The organism is Streptomyces sp. O3 (genome assembly GCF_054788135.1).
On the sequence record NZ_JBTVYK010000095.1, the window covers coordinates 1 to 13,146 of the forward strand.

Annotated in this window: 10 protein-coding genes; all 10 read right to left on the bottom strand. The window is 71.8% G+C overall.

The genetic code is table 11. The features are described 5' to 3' along the window. Positions 1-198: 198 nt before the first annotated feature. On the bottom strand, positions 199-1,155 hold the full coding sequence (locus tag ACX6XY_RS29215) for a glycine betaine ABC transporter substrate-binding protein (RefSeq protein ID WP_460337340.1): 957 nt from the start codon (positions 1,153-1,155) through the stop codon (positions 199-201). 70 nt (positions 1,156-1,225) lie between these two features. Then, positions 1,226-3,262: an ABC transporter permease gene (locus ACX6XY_RS29220; RefSeq protein WP_460337343.1), complete on the bottom strand. Its 2,037-nt coding sequence runs from the start codon at positions 3,260-3,262 to the stop codon at positions 1,226-1,228. Next, entirely contained in the window at positions 3,259-4,362 is a 1,104-nt protein-coding gene (locus tag ACX6XY_RS29225) for a quaternary amine ABC transporter ATP-binding protein (protein WP_460337345.1), read from the bottom strand. Before ACX6XY_RS29225 ends, ACX6XY_RS29220 begins: the two co-directional genes overlap by 4 nt. After that, on the bottom strand, positions 4,359-5,897 hold the full coding sequence (locus ACX6XY_RS29230) for a GMC family oxidoreductase (protein ID WP_460337348.1): 1,539 nt from the start codon (positions 5,895-5,897) through the stop codon (positions 4,359-4,361). The genes ACX6XY_RS29225 and ACX6XY_RS29230 overlap by 4 nt, the downstream gene beginning before the upstream one ends. A 115-nt stretch (positions 5,898-6,012) precedes the next feature. After that, a complete protein-coding gene (locus tag ACX6XY_RS29235; protein WP_460337350.1) occupies positions 6,013-7,515 on the bottom strand; it encodes an aldehyde dehydrogenase family protein in 1,503 nt (500 codons plus the stop codon). Positions 7,516-7,825: 310 nt separating this feature from the next. Then, a complete protein-coding gene (locus tag ACX6XY_RS29240) occupies positions 7,826-8,797 on the bottom strand; it encodes a hypothetical protein (protein WP_460337353.1) in 972 nt (323 codons plus the stop codon). A gap of 2 nt (positions 8,798-8,799) precedes the next feature. Continuing rightward, positions 8,800-9,246, bottom strand: coding sequence for a hypothetical protein (locus ACX6XY_RS29245; protein ID WP_460337356.1), 447 nt, complete (start codon positions 9,244-9,246; stop codon positions 8,800-8,802). Continuing rightward, positions 9,236-11,008, bottom strand: a complete 1,773-nt coding sequence (locus tag ACX6XY_RS29250; protein ID WP_460337359.1) for a hypothetical protein — start codon at positions 11,006-11,008, stop codon at positions 9,236-9,238. Before ACX6XY_RS29250 ends, ACX6XY_RS29245 begins: the two co-directional genes overlap by 11 nt. Positions 11,009-11,173: 165 nt before the next feature. Continuing rightward, positions 11,174-12,163 carry a malate dehydrogenase gene (locus ACX6XY_RS29255; RefSeq protein WP_460337362.1) on the bottom strand — a complete coding sequence of 330 codons (990 nt, stop codon included), beginning with the start codon at positions 12,161-12,163 and terminating at the stop codon, positions 11,174-11,176. 234 nt (positions 12,164-12,397) lie between these two features. After that, the gene (locus ACX6XY_RS29260; RefSeq protein ID WP_460337365.1) at positions 12,398-12,943 is read right to left on the bottom strand and encodes a DUF2690 domain-containing protein; all 546 of its coding nucleotides are present in this window, start codon (positions 12,941-12,943) and stop codon (positions 12,398-12,400) included. Positions 12,944-13,146: the final 203 nt, after the last annotated feature.

Here is a 13,146-nt window from a genome sequence, read left to right on the forward strand (position 1 = left end):
GGGTCGGCACGGGGCGGACCGGGGCAGGCCGGCCCCGGTCGGGGCGGTCGGCCGGAGCGGGCCGCGTGGGGTCGGCGTCCGCCGCCTGACCGGAGTCCGGCCAGCCGCCCCGCCGCCCGCCCCGCCGGGGGCGGGGCGCCCCCACAGCGGGGGCGCCCGGCACCGGTCGGTTCAGCGCGCTGTCAGTTCAGCGGGCCGTTACTTCTTCGGGATCCACTGCTCCCAGGTGGACTTGTTCTCCTTGATCCACTTGGCGGCGGCGTCCTCCGGCTTCATGTTGTCGACCTTCATGTAGGTGACGACCTTGTCCTGGTCCTCGTTCGACCACTCGAAGTTCTTCAGGAACTTCGCGGCGTCGCTGTCGCCGTCGCTGAAGTCCTTGCTCATGAACTTCTCCAGGTCGACCTGCGGGTAGCCGCAGTCGGCCTCCTCCACCGGCTCGTTGCAGCCCTCGGTGTACTCCGGCAGCTCGACCTCGACCAGGTCGATCTGATTCTGCAGCAGCTGCGGGACCCACCAGTAGGTGAGGAAGGGCTTCTTCGCCTTGTAGAGGCGCTCGATCTCCTTCTGCTGGGCGGCCTCGTTGCCGCTCGGCACGTGCTTGAAGTTGAGCTTCAGGTTCTTGATGATGCCGGTGTCGTGCTGCGAGTAGCCCGGATCGGCGCCGATGAACTGGCCCTTGTCGCCGCTCTCGGAGGTCTTGAAGTCCTCGGCGTACTTGTTGAGGTTCTTCCAGTTCGTGACGTCGGGGTGCTTGTCGGCGTAGTACTTCGGGACGTACCAGCCGATGTGGCCCTTGACGCCGAGGTTGCCCGCGGAGACGACCGTCTTCTTCTCGTCGACGTACGTCTTCAGCTCCTCGGGGTTGCCGTGCCAGTCCTCCAGGAGGGCGTCGGCCTTGCCGCTGTTGAGGGCCTTGAACGCGGTGGCCTCGGTCATCTGGGAGACCTTGACGTCGACGTCCAGCTCGTCCTCGAGCAGCTTCTTGGCCACCGCGATGTTGGCCTCGGCGCCGGCCCAGGCGGGCTGCGCCAGGGTGACCTTGCCCGCGGCGGACGAGCCGCCGGTCTCGGCGGCGCTGCAGGCGCTGAGCGCCACCATGCCGACCGCGGCGGTACCGGCGATGAGGGAGATGCGTATCCGCTTGCTGTTCATGATCAGAGTTCTCAGCTTTCCGTAAAGGTGGGGATGTGGGGGTGGGGGTGGGGGATCTGGGGGGAAGCGGTCAGCGCTGACCGGTCTTGCGACGCGGCTGGGAGAGCCGGTCGAACATGATGCCGAGGCAGACGATGGCGACTCCGGCGGGCAGACCCCGTGCGAGGTCGCTCTTCTGGAGGCCGTAGACCACGTCGTAGCCGAGCGCGCCGCCGCCGACCATGCCGCCGACGACGACCATCGACAGCACCAGGACGACGCCCTGGTTGACGCCGACCAGGAGACCCTTGCTGGCCATCGGCAGCCGCACCTTCAGCAGCTGCTGCCTGCCGGTGGAGCCCAGCGACCTGGAGGCCTCCAGGACCGTCGGGTCGACCTGGTTCAGGGCCTGGGTGGTGATCCGGATGACGGCCGGGGCCGCGTACAGGACGGCGGCCAGCACGCCCGCGGTGCGGCCCAGGCCGACCAGGGCGATCACCGGGATCAGGTACACGAACTGCGGCATGGTCTGCATGACGTCGAGCACCGGGCGCAGCGCCCGCTCCACCCACGGCACGGACGAGGCGAGCACGCCGACGAGCACGCCGACCACGACGGTGACGATCAGTGCGGCGAGCACCTGCGAGAGCGTGTCCATCGAGCGGCCCCACAGGCCGAACGCGCCGATCACGGCGAGGCACAGGGTGCCGGTGAGGGCCGCGCGCCAGGTGCCGACGATCCAGCCGATCACGGCGACCAGCAGCACCAGGGCCCACCAGGGGGAGGCGGCCAGGCCGTCGCGGAGCGGGTTGAGTACATGCTCGGCGAAGCCGTCGGCCCAGGTCAGGGTGCCGCCGATGAGCGGGATGCCGGAGCCGAGGTGGTCGACGACCCAGTCGGCGCCGGTCTGCAGCTCGCCGGTGATGTCCAGCGTCCAGGCCTCGGGCCACACCTCGGTGGAGATCCGGGCGCCGAGGAACGAGAAGAGGGCCACGACCAGCAGGACCAGGCCCCATACGCCGCGGCGCAGGGTCTTGAAGACCGGCGAGACGCCCGCCGTGGTGTCGGCGTCGAGGCGCTCGCCCGCGGCCGCGGTGGTGCGGTCCAGGAGGACCGCGACCAGGACGACGCAGGTGCCCGCGGTGAGCGCGCTGCCCACGTCCTGCCCGGAGAGCGCCGTGTAGATCTCGTCGCCGAGGCCTCCGGCGCCGATCAGCGACGCCAGCACGACCATCGACAGACACATCATGATCGTCTGGTTGAGGCCGAGCAGCATCTGCTTGCGGGCCAGCGGCAGCCGCGCGGTGATCAGCTGCTGCCAGGGGCTGGCCCCCAGCGACAGGGACGCCTCCAGGGCCGCCGGGTCGGCGCCGCGCAGACCGAGCGAGGTGAGCCGGGCCATCGGCGGCGCGGCGTAGATGACCGTGGCGATCAGCGCGGACGCGGTGCCGATGTCGAACAGCAGCATCAGCGGCAGCAGATAGGCGAACGCGGGCATGACCTGCATCGCGTCGAAGACGGGACGCAGCAGCTTCTCGCAGCGGTCGAAGAGCCCGGAGGCGAGGCCGAGGAGGAGGCCGACGACGGCCGAGGCGAGGACCGCCACGGTCATCAGGGCCAGCGTCTCCATCGTGGATTCCCACATGTCGAGGACGCCGACGGCGGCGAACACGCCCAGGGCCGTGGCGGCGGTGCGCAGCGCGCGCCGCGACCGGTCGGCGCCGCCCGCGGCCCAGGCGGTCAGCGTGCCCGCGAGGGTGACGCCGACCCAGCCCATCGACAGGAACAGGTCGACCAGCGACTCGTAGGAGGACTCGGCGAAGTTGCTGACGTGCAGCAGGAAGTAGAGGAAGACCGGATGGGTCTCGCGGTTGTCGTCGAGCCAGTGCTTCAGGTCGGTCAGCGGCGTCTTGACGTCGACCTGGAGGGCTTCCGGCCAGGCGGTGGCGCCGATCGTGGCGGCGCTGACGACCAGGACCAGCACCGCCGCCAGCAGCGCCATCAGCTTCGGGCTGCCGGTCAGCCGGGCCAGCGCGCCGGGGGTCTGGGCGGGGCCTTGGGCGGGGGTGTCCGCGGCGGCGCCGTCGGTCTTGTCGAGGGCGGGGGCAGGGGTGGTGCTGGTACTCATATGGCGGTCACCTCCTTGCCCTTGGTATCGCTGTCGATCCCGGCGACCACCGCGAGCAGCCGCGCGTGGTCGACCACGCCGAGGGTGCGGCCCTCGTCGACGACGCGGCAGTGCGCGCCGCCGCGCGCGACGGCCTCGATGGCGTCGACGACCAGCGTGTCGGGGGTGAGCGCCGGGCCGGACTCGGCCTCGTCGCCCTCGGCGGGGCGCATGGCGCGGCGCACCGAGATGACCTGCTCGCGGGGGACGTCGCGGACGAAGTCGCGGACGTAGTCGTCGGCCGGGTTGGCGACGATCTCCTCCGGGGTGCCGAGCTGCACGATCTCGCCGTCGCGCATCAGCATGATGCGGTCGCCGAGCTTGAGGGCCTCGGACAGGTCGTGGGTGATGAAGACCATGGTGCGGCCCTCTTCACGGTGCAGCCGGACGACCTCTTCCTGCATGTCGCGGCGGATCAGCGGGTCGAGGGCGCTGAACGGCTCGTCGAAGAGCAGCACCTCGGGGTCGACGGCGAGTGCGCGGGCCAGGCCGACGCGCTGCTGCTGGCCGCCGGAGAGCTGGGACGGGCGGCGCTGCTCCAGGCCTTCGAGGCCGACCTTGGCGACCAGTTCCATGGCGCGGGCGCGGCGGGCGTCCTTGGCCATGCCCTGGATCTCCAGGCCGTAAGCGACGTTGTCGAGGACGGTGCGGTGCGGCAGCAGGCCGAAGTGCTGGAAGACCATCGCGGCCCGCGTGCGGCGCAGTTCGCGCAGCCGGTCCTTGTCCATGGCCATCACGTCCTCGCCGTCGATGGCGAGGTCGCCGCTGGTCGGCTCGATGAGCCGGGTCAGGGTGCGCACCAGGGTGGACTTGCCGGAGCCGGACAGGCCCATGACGACGAAGACCTCGCCCTTGCGGACGTCGAAGGAGACGTCGCGTACGGCGGCGGTGCAGCCGGTGCGCTCGCGCACCTCGGCCGTGCTGAGGCCGGCGAGCGAGGCATCGCCGGGGACGCGGTCGGCCTTGGGGCCGAAGACCTTCCACAGGTTGCGGACGGTGAAGACGGCGTCGGTGTCCTCGGGGGCGGGCACGGGGCTGGTTTTGTCGAGGGTCGCGGTCATCGGTTATCACTTCCGGTCAGCAGGTCCGCGCACTTCTCGCCGACCATGAGCACGCCGATCATCGGGTTGACGGCGGGCATGGTCGGGAAGACGGAGGCATCGGCGATGCGGATTCCGTCGAGGCCGCGGATGGTCAGGTCGGGGGCGACCACGGCGAGTTCGTCGTCGGCGGCGCCCATCTTGCAGGTGCCCGCCGGGTGGTAGACGGTGTGCGCGACCTTGCGCGCGTACTCGCTGATCTCCTCGTCGGTGGTGATCTCGGGGCCGGGGCACACCTCGCGCTTGAGCCAGTGGGCGAGCGGCTCGGTCTTGGCTATCTCGCGGGCGATCTTGATGCCGTCGACGAGGGTGTCGCCGTCGTAGTCGTCCTCGTCCGTGAAGTAGCGGAAGTCGAGGGCGGGCTTGACCTCGGGGTCGGCGCTGGTCAGGTAGAGGCGGCCGCGGCTCTTGGGCTTGGGGATGTTCGGGGTCATCGACACGCCGTGCTCGGGGCGTTCGTAGCCCAGGCGCTCGGGGTTGTCGGTGAACGGGATCTGGTAGAAGTGGAACATCAGGTCGGGGCCCTTGAATTCGGGGTCCCGCTTGACGAAGAGTCCGGCGTCGCTGTCCATCGCGGAGTTCTCGGGGATGGGCCCGTCGGTCTCCCAGACGATGACCGACTCCGGGTGGTCGAGCAGGTTCTCGCCGACGCCCGGCAGGTCGACGACGACGGGGATGCCGAGCGCTTCGAGGTCCTCGCGGGGCCCGATGCCGGAGTGCATCAGCAGCCGCGGGGTGTCCACCGCACCGGCGCAGACCAGGACTTCGCGGCTGGCCTCGACGAGGATCTCCTCGCCGTCCTTGGTGCGCACGTGCACGCCGCGGGCGCGGGTGCCGTCCAGCTCCAGCTTGTACGCCCAGGTCTCCAGCATGATGTGCAGGTTCGGGCGGTCGCCGGCCTCGATGTGCGGGTGCAGATACGCGACCGAGGCGCTGGAGCGCTTGTTGTTCTCGGGGTGGTAGGCGAGGTCGAAGAAGCCGACGCCGTCGTCGAAGGGCTTCTTGTTGAAGCCTTCCACGCGCGGCACGCCGAGCGCGGCCTGGGCGGCGTCGACGAAGTCGCGGGCGATGGCGTTGCGGTCCTTCTCGTCGACCGCGACCACGTTGTTGCGCAGCTTGGCGAAGTACGGGTCCATGGCCGCGGCGTTCCAGCCGTCGGCGCCGTTGGCCTCCCACTCGTCCCAGTCGGACGGCAGCGGCTTGAAGGAGATCAGCGTGTTGTGCGAGGAGCAGCCGCCGAGTACACGGGCCCGGCTGTGCCGGATGTGCGAGTTGCCGCGCGGCTGCTCGACGGTCGGGTAGTCGTAGTCCAGGTCGCCGCCGAGCAGGCCGAGCCAGCGGCGCAGCGTGAGGACGTCCTGGCGGTCGATGTCGCTGGGTCCGCCCTCGATGACCGCGACGGTGACGTCGGGGTTCTCGGTGAGCCGCGAGGCGATCACCGATCCGGCGGTGCCGCCGCCGATCACCACGTAGTCGTAGGTGGCGTTCTGAGACATGCTGTACTGCTCCACTCCGTGCAAATTCGGCAAGGTGCTGCGCGTATGAGGGGGGTACGGGTCGTGCCGTGCGCGCGTGGCATGGCACGGCACGACCCGTACCGCGGGGACGTTCTCAGCCTGCGAACCAGCGCACCGGCTCGGGCGCCAGGTTCTGGTAGACGTGCTTGCTCTCGCGGTACTCGGCGAGACCGGCCGGGCCGAGCTCGCGGCCGACGCCGGACTTGCCGAAGCCGCCCCACTCCGCCTGCGGCAGGTAGGGGTGGAAGTCGTTGATCCAGACGGTGCCGTGGCGCAGCCGGGCGGCCATCCGCCGGGCGCGCCCGGCGTCGGCGGTCCAGACGCCTCCGGCGAGGCCGTACTCGGTGTCGTTGGCGAGGGCGACGGCCTCGTCCTCGGTGCGGAAGGTCTCCACGGTCAGGACGGGCCCGAAGACCTCTTCGCGGACGACGCGCATCTCGCGGTGGCACTGGTCGAGCACGGTCGGCTCGAAGAAGTAGCCGGTGGCGGGGCGTACGTCGCTGGGCTCGGGGCGCTTGCCGCCGGTGCGCAGCACCGCGCCCTCCTCCAGGGCGGAGGCGACATAGCCCTCGGTCTTGTCCAGCTGCTGCTGGGAGACGAGCGGGCCGCACTCGACGCCGTCCTCGGTGCCCCGGCCGAGGCGGATCTCAGCCGCGCGGCGGGCGAGTTCGGTGACGAAGCGCTCGCGGACCGACTCCTCGATGATGAGGCGGCCGCCCGCGGAGCAGACCTGGCCGCTGTGGATGAAGGCGGCGTTCAGGGCCTGGTCGACGGCGGTGTCGAAGCCCTCTTCGGTGGCGCAGAAGTCGGCGAAGACCACGTTCGGGTTCTTGCCGCCCAGCTCCAGGGCGACCTTCTTGACGCCGACGGCGGCGGCCTGGGCCACCTTGGTGCCGGAGACCAGGCCGCCGGTGAAGGAGATCAGGTCCACGTCCGGGTGCTCGGCGAAGCGGGCGCCGACGGTGTGTCCGGGGCCGGTGACGAGGTTGCCGACACCGGCCGGCAGACCGGCCTCGACCAGCAGCTCCATCAGGGCGACGGTGGTCAGCGGGGTGACCTCGCTGGGCTTGATGACGAAGGTGTTGCCCGCGGCGAGCGCCGGGGCGATCTTCCAGCTGGCCTGGAGCAGCGGGTAGTTCCAGGGCGTGATCATCGCGCAGACGCCGACGGGTTCGTGGACGACGACGCTGTGCACGGTGTCGGAGCCCGCGTCGACCACACGGCCCGCGCCCTCGCCGATGACGAGGTCGGCGAAGTAACGGAAGGCGTCCGCGACGCAGTCGACGTCGATCCGGCCCTCCTCGACGGTCTTGCCCGCGTCCCGGCTCTCCAGGAGGCCGATCTTCTCGCGGTCGCGCACCAGGAGGTCGGCGACGCGGCGCAGCAGCGCGGCGCGCTCGGCGACGGGCGTCTTCGGCCACTCTCCGTGATCGAATGCGCGGCGCGCGGCGTCGATCGCGGCGTTCGCGTCCGCGATGTCGCCCTCGGCGACCGTGGCGAACGGCTTGGCGTCCGCGGGATCGAGGATCTCGCGAGTGGCTCCTGCCGTGGCGTTACGCCACTCCCCGTCCACATGGATGGTCTGTTGTCCCGACACGTCGCTTTTGGCCTTCCGTTCCCGTCATGTTCACCGCCGTTACCCGGCAGCCCAGGGCTGCTGCCCCTGATCGAGGAAAGCATGCGTAGTGATTGCCTAAAGTGGGTCGGGTCACTTCCGGTGTGGGCCAAATATCACACGCTCACCCGAGAAAGTAGTGATTTGCCCTAGTCAACGCGGTGGTTTTGCGCTAGGAATCTCGCGCTCCGCGGCTCCCGTGACGTCCCTCACGGATGCCGTGTCCGTGAGGGGCCGGTAACCTTCGGTGACTTCTGCGGTTACGTCCTGTACGGGCCCGAGGGGCGGACGGTCAGCAGACGGTGGGGAGGCAGAAGGAGCCGACGGCCGCGGTCAGGACGAGGCGCTGGGTCGGCCACTCGTCGGCCGGGCCGCTGCTGAGGACCGCGTACAGGGTGTCGCCGTCGGCGTGGAAGACCCGGTCCAGGACCCGGAGCCTGGTGCCCCACTTGTCGCTGTCGTACGAGTAGTCCAGCTCGGCGGCGGGTCCCTGGGGGGCGCCCGCGCGGGTGCTGACGCGGACGTCGCGCAGGGAGTTGCGGACGTAGCCGGTGTCCGGCCCGTCGCGCTTGATCTCGTCGGTCACGGCGAGCGCCTTGCGCGGGGTGTAGCCCTCCTCGGTGACCGGGAAGACCTGGAGGAAGCGCGGTCCGCCGCCCGGTTCCTCGTAGAAGTAGACGGTGACGCCCGCCTGCCCCGGCTCGGTACGGCGCTCCCAGCCTTCGGGTACGTCGATGGCGAACTCCGGTTCGGTGAAGGACTGGAATCCGGGCGGAGGCCCCGAGGACGCAGGAGAGGAAGCCAGGGACGGAGACGGGGACGGGGACAAGGACGGGGGCGAGGACGGCGACGGGAGCCGGGAGGGGTCGGGCGGGGCCCCGGCGGTGAGGCTCGGCGGCGTGCCGGGGGAACCGCTGCCGGTGACGCCCGTCGCGTCCGGCTGCCCGTCGTCGCCCTGGCCGAACCGCAGCCAGACCCCGAGCCCCGCCAGCAGCGCGGCGACCACGACCGGCACCACCACCACAGCCCGCCGCCGCCACGGCCGCGGCGGCGGACCCCCCAGCGGACCCCCCGGAGCCGCCGTCCCCACCTGCTGCCACGACGTCCCGGCCGTCCCGGCCGTCCCGGCCGCCTCGGACCCGGCGCTCGGGTCGGACGTGGGGCGTGGCGGGGGCGGGGCCGTGAAGGGGCGGCGGCGGTGCGGGGCCGTGGACTCCCAGCGCTGTGTGTGCGCGTTCCAGCGCACCTCGCCGCTGCCGCCCACGGTCAGCTCCCGGCCAGCGCGCGGACCGACTCGGACAGCGCGGTGGCCGACGCCAGCAGCCCGGTCACCGCGCCCGCCTGGCTCAGCGCCTGCCCGATCCGGCCGAGCAGCCCCCGGTCGGCCCGCCCGGTGCGGCCGATCTCGTCCTCCGCGTCGGCCAGTGCGCCGTCCAGCGCGGCCGTCTCGTCCGTGGCGTTCAGCCGGGCCAGGTCGGCGCGCAGCTCCCGTACCGCGCTGAGGAGCTCCGCGTGCGCGGGGTCGACCGGCGCGGCGCCCGTCTGGTTGACCACGCTGTTGTGGTCGCCGATCGCGAACGCGCCCCGCACATCGCGGATGTGGACACCGCCCCGGCCGCCCTGACCGCCGTTTCCGCCCTGGCCGCCCTGGCCGCCCTGACTGCCGCTTCCGCCCTGGCCGCCGTTTCCGCTCCGGCCGTTCTCATGTGCCATCGTCGCCTCCCCGGTCGCTCCTCGCGCCCTGCGGCGCGTTGTTGGTGATCGTGTTGTGGCTGCCGACCGCGAACGCGCCCTGCGCCTTCTCGATGAGCACGCCGCCGCCGCTGACGTGGGTGACCTTCTGGACGAACTCGTCGGTGTGGTACCCCGCCTCCCGCAGCGCCTGCCGCACCCCGCCCGCCACCCGGTCCTGGACGGCCTTGAGGTAGCGGCGTACGTCCATGTCCTGGAACAGCGAGCAGCCATCGGCCGCGCCCAGCTCGCGCACCGAGACCGCGGGCCCGTCCGGCAGCGCCCCGCCGTAGCCGCCGGTCGCGATCCGCCAGGTCAGCGCGGACCCGCGGGCCAGCGTGGCGAGCGCGAACGGCAGCGAGCGCGGCACCCTGACCAGCGCCCAGGCGGCCTTGCCCAGGAGGCTGTTGTGGCGGTACTGGTGCGCGATCCGGTCGGCGTTCTCGAAGTCCTCGCGCACCGGCAGCAGCACATGCGGGGCGATCTCCAGCATCAGCATCCCGCCCTGGGTGTGCACCCGTACGAACACGGTCGTGACGAGCTCCTCCTCCCAGCCGCCGACCCTGATCCGCAGGAAGTGCCGCCGGATCTCGCCGCCCTCCTCGACCGCGTCGGCCCGGTGCGCCTCGAACACCCGGTCGTCGTACGGGGCGAGGTCGCGCCGCGGCAGCCCGGCCACCGGCAGGAACACGCACTCGTCGATCTCCAGCTGCCGCAGCCGGTCCCGTACGGCGTCCCCCGCCCGCGGCGACGGCAGCCGCAGCCCGGCGAGCAGCGGCCGGACGCGTTCCAGGATCGCCCGGTTGCCGACCGGCTCCGGGGGTGTGTCCCGGTCGGCGTCGGGCCGCAGCTCGACCGCGAGGGTCCAGGTGTCGTACGGGATGCCCGCGCCGCAGAACGGGCGGCCCGCGTGGTACATCACCAGCGGGGCGTGCTGCTCGACGCGGATGCGCTGCCGCAGCCGCTGGAAGCGCGGCCCCGGCGACGTCTCGGCGGGGTCGCTCGCCATGTCCGCGAACCGGCTGGGGTGCAGCTCGCCCGCGAGCGCCCTGGCGAACTGTCCGCGCTGCGCGGACAGACAGAGCCCCACCAGCAGCAGGGCGACCATCGCCACCCAGGCCTCGAAGGGCTTCACCAGCCCGTCCCAGCCGCTGAGCAGTGCGGGGACGGCGTCCGGCAGGAACACGTCGACGACTTCGGCGAGGGCGCCTGAGGCCTCCGCGCCGAAGCCGAGTCGCACCGTCACGACCAGCAGCATCAGCAGCACCAGCCGTCCCCACCAGCGCAGCAGCCAGGCGAGCACCCTGCGGTACAGCGGCGGCGACTCCTGGTCGCCGCGCAGCCGGTCGGCCGCCGCGAGCAGCAGGCAGGGCATCAGCACGAGCAGCATCAGCTCGGGGGCGAGCACCGCGCCGATGCCCCAGACCAGGACGATCCCGGCCGCCCAGCCGAGTTCCGTGCGGCGGGCGCGCAGGGCGTGGGCGAGAACGCGGGCCGCGTCACAGCCGAGCGAGGGTGCGGCGATGCGCTCCTCGTGCACATACAGCTCGTCGATGACCGCGTCGCGGTAGGTCTCGTCGAGGTAACTGCCCGCGCAGAGCAGCCGGGTGGCCTCGCTGACGCCGGGCGGCGTCGCGGGGAGCGGCGGAGGGCCGTCCCGCCGCTCCGGCGAACGCGGCGGCGGTTCGGGCTGGCCCGGCGGGCGCGGCGGCTCCGGCTGCTGGGGCACGGCTGTCTGCGCCAACGCTTCCCCCTGGGGCTCCAATTGCCTTACGCGGCACGGGCGTTGTTGTGGCCTGGGTCACAGCATAGGGGAAGCGGGCGGCACTCTGGACCCGGTCGGCGGCCGTACACACGAAAGGTCCCGGCCCTCGCGGACCGGGACCTCGGTTCCTGCCGGAACCGGCCGTCAGATGAGGCCGAGGCCGCGCACGGCGTCGCGCTCCTCGCTGAGCTCCTTGACCGAGGCGTCGATCCGGGCGCGGGAGAAGTCGTTGATCTCCAGGCCCTGGACGATCTCGTACCTGCCGTCCTTGGCGGTGACGGGGAAGGAGGAGATGAGGCCCTCCGGGACGCCGTACGAGCCGTCCGACGGGATACCCATCGAGGTCCAGTCGCCATCAGCGGTGCCGTTGACCCAGGTGTGTACGTGGTCGATGGCGGCGTTGGCGGCCGACGCGGCCGAGGACGCGCCGCGGGCCTCGATGATCGCGGCGCCGCGCTTGGCGACGGTCGGGATGAAGTCGTCGGCCAGCCACTTCTCGTCGCCCACGACCTCGGCGGCGTTCTTGCCCGCGATCTCCGCGTGGAAGATGTCCGGGTACTGGGTCGCCGAGTGGTTGCCCCAGATGGTGAGGCGCTTGATGTCGGAGACGGCGGCGCCGGTCTTCTTGGAGAGCTGCGAGAGCGCGCGGTTGTGGTCCAGGCGGGTCATCGCGGTGAAGCGCTCGGCCGGTACGTCCGGGGCGGCGGCCTGCGCGATGAGCGCGTTGGTGTTGGCCGGGTTGCCGACGACCAGGACCTTGATGTCGTCCGCCGCGTGGTCGTTGATGGCCTTGCCCTGCGGCTTGAAGATGCCGCCGTTGGCCTCCAGGAGGTCACCGCGCTCCATGCCCTTGGTGCGCGGGCGGGCGCCGACCAGGAGGGCGACGTTGGCGCCGTCGAAGGCGACGTTCGGGTCGTCCGAGATGTCGATGCCCTTGAGCAGCGGGAAGGCGCAGTCGTCGAGCTCCATCGCGGTGCCCTCGGCGGCGCCGAGCGCCGGGGTGATCTCAAGCAGGCGGAGCTTGACCGGCACGTCCGGGCCGAGCAGGTGACCGGAGGCGATGCGGAAGAGCAGCGCGTAGCCGATCTGTCCGGCCGCGCCGGTGACGGTGACATTCACGGGAGTGCGGGTCATGGCGATCTCCGTAAGACAGCTGGCGGGTTGGGGTTCTGTCCCCGAGTGCGGGACCTCCCGGACGCGGGGCGCGATCCAGCGATCAGATGATCGATTTTTCCCTCGACGTCAAGAGAGATCCAACGGTCAGGCTATCCGAACCCCGGCCCCCTACACTCCCCAACCCCTGTGGCCCGGCCCACAGGGGCGATCCACAGGGGCGATCCGCAGGGTGGCCCGCTCGTTCCGCTCCCGCTATTCCGTCACCGTCTCCGTCGCCGTCTTCGTCTCCGCCTCCGTCTGCTGCGCCGGATCCGTCTCCGTGCAGCCCTTCTGGCCGGACAGCAGGGTTCCGCAGGCCTTGACGTCGGCCGCGCTCTTCGCGGGCACCATCGCGGTGTACGTACCGCCGGGCACGCCGAGCTTCTCGGTCTGCGTGCCGCCCTCGCCCGTGACCGACGCGGCCGAGATCGTGACGGTGTCGCCGGCCGCCCCCTGCTGGATCCGCGCCCAGGCGGCCCCGCAGACCTTGCTGTACCTGACCTCGACCAGGGTCGTGCCGACGGTGGTCCGAGCGCTGGTGGCGGCGTACTCGCCGCCGCAGCCCATCGCCTCCGGGTCCTTGCCCGCGCAGTCGGCGCCGCTGCACTCGACGCCCACGGGCAGCGGGGCGGCGCTGGTCGGCGGCGCGCTGGTGGGCGGCTGGGACTGCGGGTCCTGGTCGTCGTCGCCGCCGAGGCCGGTGAGGAACCAGGCCGCCGCGGCGACCGCGAGGACACCCACGACACCCGCCAGGACCATGGGCAGCCTTCGGCGCGGGCGCTCCTCGTCGGGCGAGCCGCCGCGGGGGCCGGCCGAATGAGCCGGACCGGCCGGACCAACCGGTCCGGCCGGATGACCGGGCGAGGCCGTCGGCCGTCCGGGCCGGTCTCTTATACACAACTCCGAGCCCACGAGACGCTACAGGTCATCGCGTATGCCGGCTTCTGCGTGAAAAAGGGGGG

Bases quoted from the DNA above. Each gene is read 5' to 3' on its own strand.
- ACX6XY_RS29225 (WP_460337345.1), bottom strand. From the start codon at position 4,362: ATGACCGCGACCCTCGACAAAACCAGCCCCGTGCCCGCCCCCGAGGAC.
- ACX6XY_RS29220 (WP_460337343.1), bottom strand. From the start codon at position 3,262: ATGAGTACCAGCACCACCCCTGCCCCCGCCCTCGACAAGACCGACGGC.
- ACX6XY_RS29245 (WP_460337356.1), bottom strand. From the start codon at position 9,246: ATGGCACATGAGAACGGCCGGAGCGGAAACGGCGGCCAGGGCGGAAGC.
- ACX6XY_RS29260 (WP_460337365.1), bottom strand. From the start codon at position 12,943: ATGGTCCTGGCGGGTGTCGTGGGTGTCCTCGCGGTCGCCGCGGCGGCC.
- ACX6XY_RS29215 (WP_460337340.1), bottom strand. From the start codon at position 1,155: ATGAACAGCAAGCGGATACGCATCTCCCTCATCGCCGGTACCGCCGCG.
- ACX6XY_RS29230 (WP_460337348.1), bottom strand. From the start codon at position 5,897: ATGTCTCAGAACGCCACCTACGACTACGTGGTGATCGGCGGCGGCACC.
- ACX6XY_RS29255 (WP_460337362.1), bottom strand. From the start codon at position 12,163: ATGACCCGCACTCCCGTGAATGTCACCGTCACCGGCGCGGCCGGACAG.